We start from the raw sequence: 15,516 nt of genomic DNA, 5'->3' as shown, positions 1-15,516 counted from the left end.
CGAGCGTTTCCACCGTGCAGAAAGCCTCGGTCTCGGCGCAAACCATCCGGCTCGGCCCGGGGGGGGGGGCCAGGCCGCCGCGCACGGCCGAGCCCAGCCCGCCGCGCACGGCCCCGCCCCGCTCACTCCTCCGGGCGGAGGATGCGGTATCCGCGGCGCACGTCGTAGCCGTGGATCTCGCGGGTGTCGAGCACCGCCATGAAGTCGAGCACCTCGGCCGAGATGACCTGGCCGGGCACGAGCACCGGGAACCCCGGCGGGTACGGCGTGACGAATCCCGCCGAGACGGGCACGTCGCCGCGCGAGACGCGCCGGAGCAGCTCGGCGTGCGAGACGTGCTCCACCGCTCCCCGCTGCTGCCCGCGGAAGAACGCGGCGCGCATGTCGCCGTCGGGCAGTACGCCGTCGGTGGCGTAGCGGGGGGAGAACGCGCTGAAGTCGGGCAGCGGCGGCATGTCGGTCTCGGCCCCTGCGAGCAGGTCGGGATCCTGCTGCGCCCGCGCCTCCTCGAACCGTTCGGCGAGTTTGACGAGCACCTCGATGAGGTACGCGATGGCGCTGCGCGACGTGCCGATGTTGGTCATGAACAGCACCGTGTTGCGGCTGGTCTTGTTGACCTGGATGCCGTAGCGGTCCATGAGGTGCTCGTGCTTGAAGGTGTCGCCGTCGACGCCGGTGCGGCTGATCTCGATGGTGATGCGCGAGGGGTCGACGACGAACTCGTCGGTCGCCCACGCCTCCCACATCGACGCGAGCCCGTCGCGCAGCGGCATCGGCCGGCCGGCTTCGCGGTTGGCGGCCGGCACGAGGTCGTGAGCGGTGAGCACGCGGAAGGTGCGGCGCAGCAGCGGGTGCCGGGCGATCGCCTGCGAGAGGCTGGTCGCGAGGTCGAGCTGGCGCTGCACGAGCTCGAAGCCCTCGAGCTCGACCTGCCGGCGGCCGATGTCGAGGGAGGCGAGGATCTGGTAGTTCGGCGAGGTGGAGGTGTGCGTCATGTACGCCTCGTGGAAGGGCTCCTCGGCGTCGCGCACCCAGTCCTGGTCGTAGACGTGGATCATGGACCCCTGCCGCAGGGCGGTGAGCGTCTTGTGGGTGGACTGCGTGGCGTACACGCGGATGCGCGCGTCGGGTGCCGGGATGAGGCGCTCGGAGAGCCACACCTCGTCGCTCGCCGGCGATCCGTCGGCCTCGTAGAGGCGCTCCCGCTGCGCGCGGTGGGCGGCGGCGTGGGCGGTGGTGCCGAGCTGCTGCTCGAGGCGCTTCGCGGCGGCCATCGCGGTGCGCCGCCGGGTGACGGGGTGGAACGCGGCGAACGCGAACCAGGCCTCGTCCCACAGGAAGACGAGATCGGGTTTGATGGCGAGGCACTCGGCCATGACGCGCTCCGGGTCGTACACGATGCCGTCGAAGGTGCAGTTCGTGAGCGTGATCATGCGCACCTCGTCGAGGCGGCCCTGGGCGCGGTAGTCGAGCAGCAGCTGCTTGATGCGGTCGATGGGCACGGCGCCGTAGAAGGCGAAGTCGTTCAGCGGGTACGCCTCGAGGTAGGCGGGGCGCGCCCCGGTCAGCATGACGGCGTGATGGTGCGACTTGTGGCAGTTGCGGTCGACGAGCACGACGTCGTTCGGCGCCATGAGCGCCTGGTGCACGATCTTGTTCGCGGTCGAGGTGCCGTTGGTGACGAAGAACGTGTGCTTCGCGCCGTATGCGCGGGCGGCGAGATCCTGCGCCTTCTTGATGGCGCCGGTGGGGGCGAGCAGCGAGTCCAGGCCGCCCGAGGTGGCGGAGGTCTCGGCGAGCAGCAGGTTCAGGCCGTAGAAGTCGGCGAGGTCGCGGATCCACTTCGAGGCGACGACGGAGCCGCCTCGCGCGACGGGCAGGGCGTGGAAGACGCCCACGGGCCGCCGCGCGTGATCCTGGATGGCGCTGAAGAAGGGGGTGTCGTAGAGGTGTGAGACGCGTCGCAGCAGCGTGAGGTGCAGTTCGAGCTGGTCCTCGCGCCTGAAGACGCGGCGGAAGCGGCGGGTGAGCGCCCCCGCGAGATCTTCGATGTGGGCGCCGGCGACGAGGTAGAGGTCGAGTTCGGGCCGGATCGCGGCGAGCGTGTCGGCGAGGCCCAGCACGCGCTGCACCGAGGCGAGCGAGCTGCGCGCCGGGGCCGAGCCTCGGACGACCTCGGCGCGGGCGAGCCGGATCGACTCCTGCAGGTCGCGGCTGAGCTTCTGCCGGGTGCGCTCGCTGAAGCCGGGGCGCACCAAGCAGGCGAGGATGTTGGGGTTCGTGAGCACGGCCGCCACCGCGTCGTCGGCCGAGGGCACGACGACGTAGTCGTAGACGAAGTCGTCGGCGGGGCCGCGCAGGCGGAGGAGCTCGGTGCGGAGGCCGTCGCGATCCTGCGCCGTCGTCTCGTCGACGACGAGCACTTCGAAGCGGGGGCGCGGGTCGGCGTCGATGGTGAACTCGGCGCGCTCCGCCTCGTCGAGGTATTCGTCGCGCGGTTCGTCGGGCACGGTGTCGTGGCGCAGCCGGTGCACGACGCGGCCGATGCGGTCGAGGGCGGTGCGGTAGTCGCCCGCTTCGAGCAGTTCGCTGATCGCGGCGACGTAGCGCTGGCCGAAGCCGGCCCAGTACAGCTCGATGGTCTCGAGCGCGCGCAGGTTGCGGTGCACTTCACCGTCGGTGGCGAGCGCGTCGGCGGTCTCGGAGTCGGTGGCGAGCCGCTTCACGGCGAAGCGGAGGTACTCCCATGCATCGCTGCGCAGCCGCCAAGAGGAGGCGGGCATGCCGGGGTCGCGTTCGAGGGCGGCGGGCGCGTAGGCGTTGCGGCGCCGCAGGGTGCGCGGGGGCAGGCCGCCGCTGATGGCGTCTCTGCCGGCGTGGGCGTCGATCGAGGTCGCGGCGGAGGATTCGATCCTCGTCATGTGTGGCGGTCCTTCCAACTTCATCGTGTGGTGTCGGCGCGGGCGCGCCGACCGGCCCGGATCCCCCGGCTGCGCAGGCTCGTAACTGTCGATCTTAGGCGACCGCAGATGCGGCTCCGGGCACGCGGCCCGCTGGGCGGGGCAGCCCGCGCGGACGGGCGACGAATTCGCTGTGAGATCTTCCGACCAAGGTTAGGTTGACCTAAGATGAGGGTGTGAACTTCTCTGAACCATCCGATTTCCCCGAGGCTGTCTCGGTCGTCGACCCCGACGGCATCGACTGCGTGGTGGCTGCCGGCGACGCTTCGGACCTGCCCCAGCTCGGGGAATGGCTCCGCGAGCTGCCCGACACGGCGTACGGCCGCGTCTTCATCGAGGTGTTCTCCGAGATTCAGATCGAGACGCTGCCGGCACCCCCGAACGTGGGCATCACGTGGCTGTGCCGCGAGCAGCGCGAGCAGAGCCCGCGGCCGGGCCTCGGGCGGCGGCGCGGCGAAGCGCTCGCCGGCGCCGTGGACGCCTGGTTCGACGAGTGGCTGTGGGCCGACGGCGAGGCCGTGCGCAACATTCAGCTCTGGATGGGCGCGCGCACGAGCTCGGTCATGCAGACCTACTGGATGGGGCTCGACCGGCGCCTCGAGAAGCGGTGGCCCGGGTACTGCGATCGCGACTGCCGCACGGAGTGCCAGCGGGGCGAGTGACGCCGCTGAGCGCAGCGCAGACGCGGCGGGCTGGGGCGGAGCGCGGGCGCGAGGGCCCCGCGTAGACTTGCAGCATGGCGAAAGCGAATGAACGGAAGCATCGGATCGCGATAGTCGGCGGCGGCCCCGGCGGCTACGAGGCGGCGCTCGCCGGAGCCCAGCTCGGCGCCGAAGTCATTCTCATCGAGCGCGCCGGAGTCGGCGGCGCGGCCGTGCTCACGGATGTCGTTCCGTCGAAGAGCCTCATCGCCACGGCGAGCGCGGCGCAGAGCGTGCGCGATTCGGGGCGGCTGGGTGTGCAGGCCTTCGTGCCCGGCGGCGACGGCAAGCCGGTGCGCCCCGAGATCGCCGTGAACCTGGCGGCGGTGAACAAGCGCCTGCTCGCGATGGCGGGCGCGCAGTCGGTCGACATGCTCCGCTCGCTCGAAGACGCCGGCGTGCGCGTGGTGCAGGGCGAGGGCCGGCTCGACGGGCCGAACGCGGTCGTCATCTCCACGGCGGCGGGCGGCGGCGGCACCGACTTCGACCGTATCGAGGCCGACACGATCGTCGTCTCCGTCGGGTCGAGCCCGCGAGAGCTCGACTCGGCGAAGCCCGACGGCGAGCGCATCCTCACCTGGAAGCAGCTCTACGACCTGCCGAGCGTGCCCGAGCACCTCGTGGTCGTCGGCTCCGGGGTGACGGGCGCCGAGTTCGCGAACGCGTACCGCACCCTCGGCTCCGAGGTGACGCTCGTGTCGAGCCGCGACCAGGTGCTCCCGGGCGAGGATCGCGACGCTGCGGGCGTGATCGAGCGGGAGTTCACCCGCCTCGGCATGCAGGTCATGTCGAAGTCTCGCGCCACGTCGGTGTCGCGCACGGAGACCGGCGTGCTCGTCGAGCTCGAGGACGGGCGCACGATCGAGGCGACGCACTGCCTGATGGCGGTCGGGTCGATCCCGAACACCGCCGGCCTGGGCCTCGCGGAGGCCGGGGTCTCGCTGACCGACAGCGGGCACATCCGGGTGAACAAGGTCGCCCGCACGAACGTGCCCTCGATCTACGCGGCGGGCGACTGCACCGACTTCTTCCCGCTCGCCTCGGTCGCGTCGATGCAGGGCCGCACGGCCATCATGCACGCGCTGGGAGACTTCGTGCGCCCGATCGATCTGCGCAACGTCGCGGCGAACGTCTTCACCTACCCCGAGATCGCGACGGTCGGCTGGAACGAGAACTCGCTCGCCGAGGCCTCCGACGTGGCGAAGGCCGTATCGCACACGATCCCGTTGAGCGTGAACCCGCGCGCGAAGATGATCGGCTTCACCGATGGCTTCGTGAAGCTGTTCGCGTGGCAGGCGTCGGGCACGGTGATCGGTGGCGTCGTCGTGGCGCACCGCGCCAGCGAGCTGATCTTCCCGCTCGCGCTCGCCGTCGAGCACCGGCTCACGGTCGACCAGGTGGCCTCGGCGTTCGCGGTCTACCCGTCGATGACCGGCGCGATCACGGATGCGGCGCGTGCGCTGCATCAGCACTGAGCGGGACGGCATCGTGGATCGCAGCACCGTGGATCGCAGCACCGTGGATCGCGGCATCTCGCGGCGACGTCTGCTCAGCGGGGCGGCCGGCGTCTTCGGCGCCGGCGCCGCCGCCGTGCTGGCGGGCTGCGCGCCCGCGGGCAAGCCCGATCCCGTGCCGTCGGATGACGACGTCAAGGCGTACGCGACCGTCACCGTGGTCGACAACCGCTTCGAGCCCGCCGAGGTCGAGATCGCGCCGCAGCAGGCGGTGCGGTGGGTGTTCGTCGGGCCGGGCGAGCACGACGTCGTCGCCGACGACCGCGGCTTCGTGAGCGAGCTGCTCGTCGAGGGCAGCTACACGCACCAGTTCACCGAGGAGGGGGAGTACCCCTATCTCTGCTCGATCCACCCCGAGATGCGCGGCGTGGTGCGCGTCGTCGCACCGTAGCGCGCCGACGCACCGGTGCGCGTCGCCTCACCCGAGCGTCGCGTCGCGTCGCGCCCCGATCTCGATGGGGAACGGCGGTGCGGCGACGAGCTCGGTGATCGCGGAGCCCGCGCGGAACACCATCGCCTCGTCGAAGGGGTGCCCGACCACCTGCACGCCGATGGGCACGCCGACCGGTGAGAGGCCGCTCGGTACCGAGAGCACGGGGACGCGGTTCGCGATGTTGAACGGGCTGGTGAGGTGGGCCTCCCAGTAGTGCTCCAGGTGCCGCGTCGTGCCGTCGGCGTCGCGCACGTCGATGCCGTCGAGGTACGCGCCGTCGGCATCGAGCATCTCGACGGCCTGCGTGGGCGTCAGGAGCACGTCGACGCCCGCCATGGCGGCGGCGAGCTCCGACTGCACCGCGGCGTCGAGCGCGAGCGAATCGGGGAGGCTCACCTGCGACGCGGCGCGGGCGGCGTCGGCGATGAAGCGCCGCGTGTAGTCGGCGAGCTCCGCCTCGGTGCCCGCGGTGAGCCGCGACATCGCGGGGCCGAGGATGTGGCCGAAGTGGGCGAAGGCGGTGCGGCGCAGCCGGTCGGTGGTCCAGGGGAGATCGACCTCGACGATCTCGGCGCCCGCGGCTTCGAGCGCGCGGGCCACGTGCAGGGTGCGCTCCCGGATCGAGGCCGCGACGGGGTAGTCGCCGAGCGTGAGCGAGAGCCCGACCCGCAAACCCTGCGCTCCCGCAGCGCCCTGCAGCGCGGAGGTGAGCGAGCCGATCGCCTGCGGTCCCCACGACGCGTGGTCGCCGGGGTGGCGCCCGCTCATCACCTCGGCGAGCAGCGCCGTGTCGGCCACGGTGCGCCCCATCGGGCCGTCGCCGCGGTACCAGTCGGCGGAGAGCGGGGGCGCTCCCGGAATGCGGCCGTAGGGCGCCTTGTACCCGACGGTGCCGGTGAACCCGGCCGGAATGCGGGTGCTGCCCGCGATGTCGGAGGCGGTCGCGAGCACCGCCATGCCCGCGGCGAGGGCCGCACCGGCCCCGCCCGATGATCCTCCCGGCGTCGCGTCGAGGTTCCACGGGTTGCGCGTCACGCCCCACATGGGGGAGTGCGTCGTCGTGGCGCACGAGAACTCGGGCGAGGTCGTGCGGCCGTGGATCACACCGCCCGCGGCGAGCACGCGCTCGACGACGGGGTGGTGCGCGGCCGCGATGTCGCCGCGGCAGGCCGCGAGCCCCTGTTCGAGGGTGAGCCCCGCGATCCCGTGCTTCTCCTTCGTCGCCACGGGGATGCCGAGGAGCGGCGGGAGCGGCGCGTCGCCCGGGCGGGCTGCCGCGTACGCGGCGTCTGCGGCCCGCGCCGCCGCCCGCGCGGAGTCGGCGAGGATCTCGGTGAAGGCGTTCACGCCGGGGTGCTCGCCGTCGCCGTTCACCGCCTCGATGCGGGTGAGCACCGCCTCGAGCAGCGCGGACGGGGCGAGGTCTCCGCTGCGGAAGCGGTCACGGGCGGTGTGCGCGTCGAGCAACGCGAGCTCTGCGTCGCCGCTGATGACGGCGCGGCGGGTATCGGGGGTCTCGGGCGCGCTGATGGCGCCGGTGCCGCCGGTGCGCTCGGCCGCGGGTGCGGCCGTCGATGCGGATGCCGTGCTCATGATGCCTTCTCGGTCACGCGCTCGCCGCGAGTGCGGATGCGGTCTCGGGCTGCAGGGCGCCGTGCACGAGCCGCCAGCCGACCTCGGCCAGCATCTCGACGCCGGCCACCATGTCGGCGTCGCTCGTGTACTCCCGCTCGCAGTGGCTCACGCCGTCGACCGAGGGGATGAAGAGCATCACGGTGGGCGCGATCCGGTTCATCGCGACCGAGTCGTGCCCGGCCATCGTGCGGATGCGACGGGCGCCCAGCCCGAGATGCGCCGCGGCCTCCTCCGCGAGGGCGAGCCCGGCCTCGGGGTAGTGCTGGTTGTCGCGCACGTCGAAGTCGCGGGCCGTGATGGTCAGCCCGTAGGCGTCGGCGATCTCCGCGATGTCGGTGCGCAGCCGGTCGCGGGCCGCGAGCACGACGGCGGCGTCGTCGGCGCGGAGGTCGGCGACGAGGCGCACGCGGCGGGCCACCACGATGGGCGAGTTCGGCTCGAGGGTGAGCTGACCCACCGACGACACGAGCGTCTCGGGCGGGAAGAGCTCGGTCACCTCGTGCACGCGGGTGATCACCTGCGCGGCGCCCAGCAGCGCGTCGTGCCGATCGGCCATCGCGGTCGCACCGGTGTGCGACTGCTCCCCGAGCACCTCGATGTCGAGCTTCTGCGTGTACCAGCTGCGATCGACGGCGCCGATCGGCAGGCCGTCGCGTTCGAGCAGGCGCCCCTGCTCGATGTGGATCTCGGCGTACGAGGCGATGGCGGGGCGCTCGTCGGCGCCGAGGTACCCGATGGCGGAGAGCGCCTCGCGCACGCTCGTGCCCTCGAGATCGCGCACGTCGAGCATCTCCGCCTCGTCCTTGATGCCGGCGAACACGGAGCTGCCCATGATGGAGGGGGCGAAGCGGCCGCCCTCCTCGTTGAACCAGTTGACGACGGCGAGGTTGAACGGCGGCCCGTCGGCGGCGGCGCCCGCACCCGAGACGCGAGCCGCGATCCGCTCCGCCGCGTGCAGGGCGGCGATCACGCCGTAGGCGCCGTCGAAGCGGCCGCCGAGCGGCTGCGAGTCGAGGTGCGAGCCCAGCAGCACGTAGGGGGCTCCGGGCACGAGCTCGACGAGCGCGAACTGGTTGCCGATGCCGTCGACGCGGGTCTTCCAACCGCGCCGGGCGGCGAACGCGCCGAACCACTCGCGCGTCTCGCGATCGGCGGGGGTCGCGGCCTGGCGGTCGACGCCGCCGGCGGGCGTCGCGCCGATGCGGGCGACGGCGTGGAAGTCAGCGAGAAAGGCATCGGGGGTCATCGGACAACTCCTGTCAGGGGCTTCCGCTTCAGCGGATGGGTTTCGGGGATGCGGGTGAGCACGAGCACGAGGAACACGATCGCGGCCGCTGCCGCCATGTAGACGCCGGGGCTCGCACCGAACCCGGTGGTCTCGACGAGCCACGTGCCGATGAACGGCGCGGTGCCGCCGAAGATGGCGTAGCCGACGTTGTAGCTGACGGCGGCGGAGGTGAACCTCGTGCGGGTCGTGAAGATCTCGACGAAGAAGGTGTAGCAGCCGCCGCCGTACACGCAGACGGCGCCGACGAAGAGGAACTGGCCGAGGATCGCGAGCGGCAGCGACCCTGACGTGACGAGCATGAAGGCGGGCACGGCGAGCAGCGCGATGACGGCCGCGCCCGCGATCAGCATGGGCTTGCGCCCCACGCGGTCGCCGATCATGCCGCCGACCGGCAGCAGCAGCGCGTACAGCAGCATGGCTGCGGCGTTGGCGAGCAGCGAGCTCTCGCGCGAGAGATCGCCGGCGGTCTGCACGTAGGAGACGAAGTAGCCCGACAAGAAGTAGAAGCCCATCGCCGTGAGCCCCATCACCATGATGACCTGGAGCATCTTCAGCCAGTTCTCGCGGAAGGCGTCGCGGATCGGCGTCTGCCGCTCGGTCTGCTGCTGCTCGGCCTGCACCTCCTTGAACGCCTCCGACTCGTCGGTGCGGGAGCGGATCCACAGCCCGAATGCGGCGAGCGGCAGGGCGAGGAGGAACGGGACGCGCCAGCCCCAGCCCTCGAACGCGTCGGCGGGGAGACTCTGCGAGAGCGCGAGGATCAGCGCGCCGCCGATGACGGAGGGCAGGGCGGTGGCGGCGAGTGTGATGTTCAGCCAGAGCCCGCGCCGATGCTTGGGGGCGTGCTCGAACACGAAGGCGGGCGCGCCGACCGACTCGCCGCCGGCCGAGAAGCCCTGCAGCAGGCGGCAGAGCACCAGCAGGATGGGCGCGGCGATCCCGATCTGCGCGTACGTGGGGAGGAGCCCGATGCCGGCCGTCGCGATGCCGATCGTGAGCAGCGTGATGTACAGCACGGGGCGGCGGCCGTAGCGGTCGCCGATCGCGCCGAAGAACAGCCCGCCGAGCGGGCGGATGAAGAATGCGACGCCGAAGGCGGCGAACGTCGAGAGGAGCCCGACCGCGGGGTTGTCGCTTGGGAAGAACAGGGTGGCGAGGGTGAGCGCCGAGAGGCCGTAGAGGCTGAAGTCGTAGAACTCGATGAACTGGCCCACGCTGCCGGCGAGCAGCACGCGCAGACGCTTCTTGTCGAGCCGCTTCCGCTCCGCGACGGGCAGCGGCCCGGTCGGGAGGTTGACGGGGTCGGTGGGCGGCTGGGCGGTGGCGGTCGGTTCCGCGGCGCGCGACGACGCGCGCTCGGGGGCGACGGGATGGGCTCGGTCGGAATTCAGCGTCATTGCGTCCTCCATGGATGTCCCGGTCGGGTCAGGTCGATGTGCCGCAGGGCCGGTGACCGGGTTCCCCAATCCTCGAAGACGGGGAGCGCGGCGTCTAATGGGAAGGTTCGTTGCGGCCGATCGACGCAGTCGATGCCCCCGCGGAACCCTGGTAGATGTCGCGGCAGACCTCGACGAAGGCCTGCGCCTTGCGGGTGGGCGAGATGTCGCGCCGCTGCACGAGCGACACCTCCGTGGGCGGGAACTCGTCGGAGAGGCGCAGCGGCACGACCCGTTTGCCCGAGTAGGTGAGGCTCTGATCGAGCCACTGGTTCAGGATCGAGTAGCCGTGGCCGCGCGCCACGTACGAGCGCACCGTCTCGTAGCCGAGGGAGACGTGCCGGATGCGCGGCTCCAGCCCGAGCTGGCGGAAGAGCCGGAGGTAGTAGTCGCCGGTGTGGGGGAGGTTGAGCAGGATGAAGGGGTCGTCGGCGAACTCTCGGAGACTGACGACGGATCGCCCGGCGAGCGCCTGGGCCCGCGCTTCGGGCACGATGACGTGGGGCGGCACGCGGTCGATGACGGTGCGGGCGAAGCGGTGGTCGACGCCGAGGTCGTACATGAGCGCGACCTCGCAGCGCCCGTCGTGCAGCGCCTCCTGCAGGCTGCCCTGGTCGCCCTCGAAGAAGGTGAGCTGCACCTCGGGGAACGCGGCCTCGAACCGGTCGAGGATCTCGGGGGCCCGGAACGGCGCGAGCGGCGCGTAGATGCCGACCGACAGCTCGCCCGAGAGGGCCTCGCTCGCCGAGCGCACCGACGACGCGAGCAGCTCCGCCTCTTCGAGCAGGGCAGGGCCGCGGGCGAGCAGCGCCCGGCCGGCCGGGGTGAGCTGGAGGCCGCGCCCGCGATCCCGCGTGAAGAGCTCGACGGCGAGTTCGCGCTCCAGCTGCGAGATGGCGCTCGAGAGCGTCGACTGGGTGACGCTCAGCTCCGCGGCCGCGGCCGTCATATTCTCGAGGCGCGCCACCGCGCTGAAGTACGAGAGCTGCACCAGGGTGAACGCCGTTGTCATGCATCCATGATCGCAGTGCACGATTTCAGCGAGGTTGCGCGCCCGCCCTCACGGGCGCGACGCCCGCCCTCGGGCGCACGGCGCGCCCGCCCTCCCTCACGCGCGCTGGAAGACGGCGAGCGATTCGAAGTGGTGCGTGTGCGGGAAGATGTCGAACGCGCGGAGCCCGGTGAGCTCGTACCCCGAGTCGCGCAGCGACTTCGTGTCGCGGGCGAGCGACACCGGGTCGCAGGCGACGTAGACGATGTTCATCGGCGCGAGCTCGGCGAGCTGCGCGGTGACGCCGTTGCCGGCGCCCGCCCGCGGCGGGTCGAGCACGACGGTGCCGCGGCGCAGGCGCTCCCGCACGGGCCCCGAGGCGCGCAGCAGATCCGCGAGGTGCCGGTCGACCCGCGCGGTGTGCGCGAGCGCCCCGACGATCGCGGAGAGGTTCTCGGCCGCGTCCTCCGTGGCGGCCGCCTCCGCCTCGACTGTGGCGATCTTCACGCCCGGCCCGGCTGCCTCGGCCACGGCGGCGGCGAGCAGCCCCGCCCCGCCGTAGAGGTCGAGGTTGCCGGCGACCGGGTCGAACCTGCCGTCGTCGATGAGCTCGCCGATCGCGTCGCGCACGGCCGTGAAGAGCACGGCGGGAGCGGCGCGGTGCACCTGCCAGAACCCGCCGGCGCGCACGAGGAACCCGCGATCCTCGACCCACTCGTGGATCGGATCGCTCGCGCCCGACCGCTGCTTCTCCCCGGCGAGGGTGAGCAGCATGCGCGGGTCGTCGCCCGACGGATCGACGAGGTCGACGGTGTCGACGCCGGGCATGGCCTCGGCGAGGGGCGCGATCTGGTTGATGCCCTCGGTCGCGAGCGGCAGCGACTCGACGGGGATCACGCGGCGGCTGCGGGCGGCGTACGGGCCGACGGCGCCGGTCTCGGGATCGACGTGGAGGCGCACGCGCGTGCGGTAGCCCAGGCCCGAGTCGGCGGCGGGGTCGGGATCGGCGTCCTCGTCGTCGACGAAGACGGGAGGCGGCTCGACGATGTCGGCGAGGGCGTCAGCCGCGTCGTCCGCGCCCTCGGCGGTCAGCTGCACGCCGCCGAAGCGCTGCATCGCGTCAGCGAGCACCTCGGCCTTCAGCGCCCGCTGGCGCTCGAGCGAGATGTGCCCGAATTCGGCGCCCCCGGCCCGGTGCTCGGGATCCCGCGCGATGGCGGCCTCCGCCCAGACGTGCTCGCGGCGATCGGGGGAGGCGTCGAGCACCTCGACGGCCGTCGCCCGGGCGAACGACTTCTTCTTCGCATCGGTGACGCGGGCCCGCACCCGTTCGCCGGGGATCGCGTCGGCCACGAAGACCACGCGGCCCTCGTGACGCGCGACACCGACACCGCCGTGGGCGATGCCGGTGACGACGAGGTCGACCTCGACGCCGGGTTCGAGCGGGGCTGAGCTGTGCAATGCAGTCATGCCCTCATTCTCCCACTGCGCGAGGTCGACCTCGGGAGGCGGCGCGTGCGCGCCGCGGTACTGCGCCGGGATTACGCGGCGCGGTTGCCCTTGCGACCCGTGATCAGGCCCCAGACCAGCAGCACGACGATCGCGCCGCCGATCGCGACCAGCCAGGTCTCGATCGAGAAGAACTCACCGAGGTCAGCGCCGAAGAGCAGGCCTCCGAGCCAGCCGCCCACGAGGGCGCCGATGACGCCGAGGATGAGCGTAGCGATCCAACCGCCGCCCTGACGGCCCGGCAGGATGGCCTTCGCGATCGCCCCTGCGATCAGCCCGAGCAGCAAAAATCCGAGGAAACCCATGAGAACTCCTTCCGTTCACGGGGAGGCACGGTGCATCCCCATGACCACAAGGTACGTCGGATCGCTCGAGACGGAATAGGGGGTTGTCGCCGTCGAAGGTGCTGGTGTAGCGCGCGCACGAATATCAGCCCTCGTCGCTCCACTGACGCACGGCGCCGGCGGCGGCGCCTCGGGCTGATCGGCAGTCGATCCCTTCCTCCCCTCGGAGTGTATGCACGCGAACTGAGTGTGTACAGAGGCTGACTCGGGAATCCGCCGTGAACGCAATGGCGAACCCGCTCGCGCCCGGGCCGTACACTGCTGAGCATGCGTCTTCACCTCGCGTCCACGTCGCCCGCCCGGCTCTCCGTACTGCGCGGAGCGGGCATCGAGCCGGTGTGCTTCGCACCCGACGTCGACGAGGAGGCGGAGGTCGCCGCGCGCGAGACGGAGCTCGGGCGCGCGCTGACCGCTCCGGAGCTCACCGAGTATCTCGGGCGGCTCAAGGCGGAGGACGTGGTGCGGCGCCACGGCCCCGACGGCACGGGCGAGATCGACGGGCTCGTGCTCGGCGGCGACTCCATGTTCCTGCTCGACGGCGAGATTCTCGGCAAGCCGCACCTGCCGGAGGTCGCGCTCGCACGCTCGCGGCAGCACCGCGGCCGCACGGGCGTGCTGCACTCGGGGCACTGGCTCATCGACTGCACGGGCGGCGCGACGCGCGGCGCCGCGGGGGCGGTCGACACGGCGACCGTGACGCTCGCGAGCGACCTCGCGGACGCCGAGCTCGAAGCCTACGTCGCCACGGGCGAGCCGCTCGAACTCGCGGGCGGCTTCGCCATCGACGGCCTCGCCGGGGCGTTCATCGAACGCATCGAGGGAGCGCCGAGCTGCGTGATCGGGCTCTCGCTGCCGGCTCTGCGACGACTCGTGATCGCACTCGGTCACCACTACCCCGATCTCTGGAGCGATTGAGCCGACGCGCCTCAGTCGGTGCGCGCGAGCAGAGCGACGGTGAGCGCCGCGATCGTCGTTCCCGCAGAGAGATCGACGTCGAGCAGCTCCTCGATGAGCGCGAGGCGCTGGTAGAAGACGGATCGCGAGAGCCGCGCCCGCTGCGCCGCCAGCGATCGGTTCGCGGGGTGCTCGAGGTACGCCCGCAGCACGAGCAGCAGGTCTCCGCTGTGCCCGGGCCCCGACTCGGCGTCGTGCGCGATGAGGGGGCCCAGCGCATCCGATGCGAACTCCTGCACCTCGGGGGTCGCCGCCAGGCCGCGCACCAGATACGCGAGCGCCTGCCGCTCCGCCTGCTGCACCGTCACCCGGCCGGTCGACGCCGTCGGACGCAGGCGCCCGGCGGCGCGCACCCGCTCCAGCGAGGTGATGAGCGAGCGCACGCCGCGGCCCGGGGCGCCGAGACCGAGGTGGGCCCGCCATGCCGGAGGAGTCGTCGAGGGGATGAGCATGTCGAGCTCGCGCGCCAGGCGCACCGCGAGCGGCGGCGGCGATCCGGAATCCGCCGCGGCCGCTACGCGCGGGTCGTCGGCGGGGAATGAGAGCAGCGCGAGCAGCAGAGGGCGATCGTGATGGGCGACGCCGTCGTCGGCCGGCTCGGGGGCGATGATCACGCGGCCCTCGGGCGCGACCGCCCGACGCAGCGCCGTCTCGAGCACCGCCCGCTCGAGCGACGTGTGCGCGCCGAAGCCGTCGGTGCCGCGCAGCGTCGCGCCGAGCAGCGTGCGCCCCTCGATCGTCAGGCCGGCGGCGGCGAGCTGTGTGGCGAGCTCGCCGTCGCTGCGGTACCGCCCGTTGAGGAGGGCGTCGAAGAGGCGCTTCGCGCTCAGCCGCAGCCACTGCTCGCCGTCGGGGTCGGCCAGCTTGCCGAGCGCGAGCGCGAATGCTCCGAGCTCGAGCACAGTGCACCGGCCGGCCGGGTGCGGCGGCCCGGGGAGCGCGGAGAGCCGCCCCCAGCGCCTGCCCTGCGCTTCGACGGCGACCGAATCCGATCCGTGGGGCAGCGCACCGGGCTGCGGCGCCGACCACGGGGCGAGCGCCGTCTGCGGGAGGAGCTCCGCGCCGGTCCAGGCGACGACCCGGCCGGCGGAGTCCTCGAGCACCACCGGGGCGTCGAGGGTCTCGGCGAGGCGTTCGACGACGTAATCGACGGGGCTGCGGTTGAGGCCCAGCTCCGTGAGCATCGTGTGCACCTCGGCCCGCGCCGCGAGCGCCTCCGTCTGCGCCGCGAGCACGCGCTGGTGCACCCGCTGGGTGATCTGCACGAACCGCACCTCGCGATGCAGCACGATGAGCGGAATGCCGTGCCGCTCGCACGCGTCGGCGAGCTCGGCCGGAGCGGCGTCGAAGTGCGGCCCGAGCTCGAGCACGGCCGCGGCGGGGCCGGCGGCGACCACGGAGGCGGCGAGGGCCGAGAGGGCGGGCGCGTCCGTCGGCCAGCCGGCCCCCGTCGTGAGGATCAGCTCGCCGCCCTCGAGCAGCGGGAGGGCGCCGGCCCCCGCGACGACGTGCGCCCATCGCACGGCGCGGTCGAGCCCGGCGCGGCCGGCGACGAGCTCGGGCGACCCCGCGCGCAGCTCGGGGAGGGCGAGGGCGTCGGCGACGGTCACGGGCGGTGCGTCGGCATGCATGTCAGTCATATCGAACAGAGTGTACGGGAGCGGGGCCAATCGTGGATGGAATGCGGTCGATCAGCCGACACTCGCCTGTCACACTGGGTCGTGGCGGAATCGACGATTCCGAACAGATTG

General features: G+C 72.5%; 12 protein-coding genes. 4 read left to right on the top strand and 8 right to left on the bottom strand.

Translation table 11 applies throughout. From position 1 onward, the window contains the following. Positions 1-122 precede the first annotated feature (122 nt). Positions 123-2,921, bottom strand: coding sequence for an aminotransferase class I/II-fold pyridoxal phosphate-dependent enzyme (locus BLT44_RS01015; protein WP_010156038.1), 2,799 nt, complete (start codon positions 2,919-2,921; stop codon positions 123-125). 215 nt (positions 2,922-3,136) lie between these two features. On the opposite strand from BLT44_RS01015, the gene BLT44_RS01010 reads away from it, so the two are divergent. The 3 genes from BLT44_RS01010 to BLT44_RS01000 all read left to right on the top strand — a co-directional run bounded on the left by BLT44_RS01010 (position 3,137) and on the right by BLT44_RS01000 (position 5,566). Further along, positions 3,137-3,622: an SIP domain-containing protein gene (locus tag BLT44_RS01010; protein ID WP_010156039.1), complete on the top strand. Its 486-nt coding sequence runs from the start codon at positions 3,137-3,139 to the stop codon at positions 3,620-3,622. 74 nt (positions 3,623-3,696) lie between these two features. Beyond that, the gene (locus tag BLT44_RS01005) at positions 3,697-5,136 is read left to right on the top strand and encodes an NAD(P)H-quinone dehydrogenase (protein WP_010156040.1); all 1,440 of its coding nucleotides are present in this window, start codon (positions 3,697-3,699) and stop codon (positions 5,134-5,136) included. Further along, the gene (locus tag BLT44_RS01000) at positions 5,117-5,566 is read left to right on the top strand and encodes a cupredoxin domain-containing protein (protein ID WP_010156041.1); all 450 of its coding nucleotides are present in this window, start codon (positions 5,117-5,119) and stop codon (positions 5,564-5,566) included. The genes BLT44_RS01005 and BLT44_RS01000 overlap by 20 nt, the downstream gene beginning before the upstream one ends. 27 nt (positions 5,567-5,593) lie before the next feature. Here BLT44_RS01000 and BLT44_RS00995 read toward each other — a convergent pair whose 3' ends face one another. The 6 genes from BLT44_RS00995 to BLT44_RS00970 all read right to left on the bottom strand — a co-directional run bounded on the left by BLT44_RS00995 (position 5,594) and on the right by BLT44_RS00970 (position 12,772). Next, complete coding sequence (locus tag BLT44_RS00995; RefSeq protein WP_083351955.1) at positions 5,594-7,201, bottom strand: amidase; 1,608 nt, start codon at positions 7,199-7,201, stop codon at positions 5,594-5,596. A 13-nt stretch (positions 7,202-7,214) separates the two neighbouring features. Continuing rightward, positions 7,215-8,489 carry a M20 family metallo-hydrolase gene (locus tag BLT44_RS00990; protein WP_010156044.1) on the bottom strand — a complete coding sequence of 425 codons (1,275 nt, stop codon included), beginning with the start codon at positions 8,487-8,489 and terminating at the stop codon, positions 7,215-7,217. Then, positions 8,486-9,928, bottom strand: a complete 1,443-nt coding sequence (locus BLT44_RS00985; protein WP_010156045.1) for an MFS transporter — start codon at positions 9,926-9,928, stop codon at positions 8,486-8,488. The genes BLT44_RS00990 and BLT44_RS00985 overlap by 4 nt, the downstream gene beginning before the upstream one ends. 94 nt (positions 9,929-10,022) lie before the next feature. Beyond that, on the bottom strand, positions 10,023-10,979 hold the full coding sequence (locus BLT44_RS00980) for a LysR family transcriptional regulator (protein ID WP_010156047.1): 957 nt from the start codon (positions 10,977-10,979) through the stop codon (positions 10,023-10,025). A 96-nt stretch (positions 10,980-11,075) separates the two neighbouring features. Beyond that, complete coding sequence (locus BLT44_RS00975; RefSeq protein WP_074689827.1) at positions 11,076-12,428, bottom strand: class I SAM-dependent RNA methyltransferase; 1,353 nt, start codon at positions 12,426-12,428, stop codon at positions 11,076-11,078. Between the two features lie 71 nt (positions 12,429-12,499). Then, positions 12,500-12,772 carry a GlsB/YeaQ/YmgE family stress response membrane protein gene (locus BLT44_RS00970; RefSeq protein ID WP_010157817.1) on the bottom strand — a complete coding sequence of 91 codons (273 nt, stop codon included), beginning with the start codon at positions 12,770-12,772 and terminating at the stop codon, positions 12,500-12,502. A gap of 306 nt (positions 12,773-13,078) precedes the next feature. Between BLT44_RS00970 and BLT44_RS00965 the strand changes: the two genes are divergently transcribed. Next, complete coding sequence (locus BLT44_RS00965; RefSeq protein ID WP_010157816.1) at positions 13,079-13,726, top strand: Maf family protein; 648 nt, start codon at positions 13,079-13,081, stop codon at positions 13,724-13,726. Positions 13,727-13,737: 11 nt separating this feature from the next. Here BLT44_RS00965 and BLT44_RS00960 read toward each other — a convergent pair whose 3' ends face one another. Continuing rightward, positions 13,738-15,405 (bottom strand): PucR family transcriptional regulator, encoded by a 1,668-nt coding sequence (locus tag BLT44_RS00960; protein ID WP_244887457.1) that lies wholly within the window; start codon positions 15,403-15,405, stop codon positions 13,738-13,740. Positions 15,406-15,516: the final 111 nt, after the last annotated feature.

This window comes from Leucobacter chromiiresistens, from assembly GCF_900102345.1.
In the GTDB taxonomy this organism is placed as follows: domain Bacteria; phylum Actinomycetota; class Actinomycetes; order Actinomycetales; family Microbacteriaceae; genus Leucobacter; species Leucobacter chromiiresistens.
Note: the sequence above shows the minus strand (reverse complement) of the source record. Positions and strands in the feature narration are given on the sequence as shown.

What these genes read in the sequence shown, in the direction of transcription:
- BLT44_RS00990 (WP_010156044.1), bottom strand. Translation starts at nt 8,489, where the DNA reads ATGACCCCCGATGCCTTTCTCGCTGACTTCCACGCCGTCGCCCGCATC.
- BLT44_RS00995 (WP_083351955.1), bottom strand. Translation starts at nt 7,201, where the DNA reads ATGAGCACGGCATCCGCATCGACGGCCGCACCCGCGGCCGAGCGCACC.
- BLT44_RS00975 (WP_074689827.1), bottom strand. Translation starts at nt 12,428, where the DNA reads ATGACTGCATTGCACAGCTCAGCCCCGCTCGAACCCGGCGTCGAGGTC.
- BLT44_RS00970 (WP_010157817.1), bottom strand. Translation starts at nt 12,772, where the DNA reads ATGGGTTTCCTCGGATTTTTGCTGCTCGGGCTGATCGCAGGGGCGATC.
- BLT44_RS00980 (WP_010156047.1), bottom strand. Translation starts at nt 10,979, where the DNA reads ATGACAACGGCGTTCACCCTGGTGCAGCTCTCGTACTTCAGCGCGGTG.
- BLT44_RS00960 (WP_244887457.1), bottom strand. Translation starts at nt 15,405, where the DNA reads ATGACTGACATGCATGCCGACGCACCGCCCGTGACCGTCGCCGACGCC.
- BLT44_RS01015 (WP_010156038.1), bottom strand. Translation starts at nt 2,921, where the DNA reads ATGACGAGGATCGAATCCTCCGCCGCGACCTCGATCGACGCCCACGCC.
- BLT44_RS00985 (WP_010156045.1), bottom strand. Translation starts at nt 9,928, where the DNA reads ATGACGCTGAATTCCGACCGAGCCCATCCCGTCGCCCCCGAGCGCGCG.
- BLT44_RS01005 (WP_010156040.1), top strand. Translation starts at nt 3,697, where the DNA reads ATGGCGAAAGCGAATGAACGGAAGCATCGGATCGCGATAGTCGGCGGC.
- BLT44_RS00965 (WP_010157816.1), top strand. Translation starts at nt 13,079, where the DNA reads ATGCGTCTTCACCTCGCGTCCACGTCGCCCGCCCGGCTCTCCGTACTG.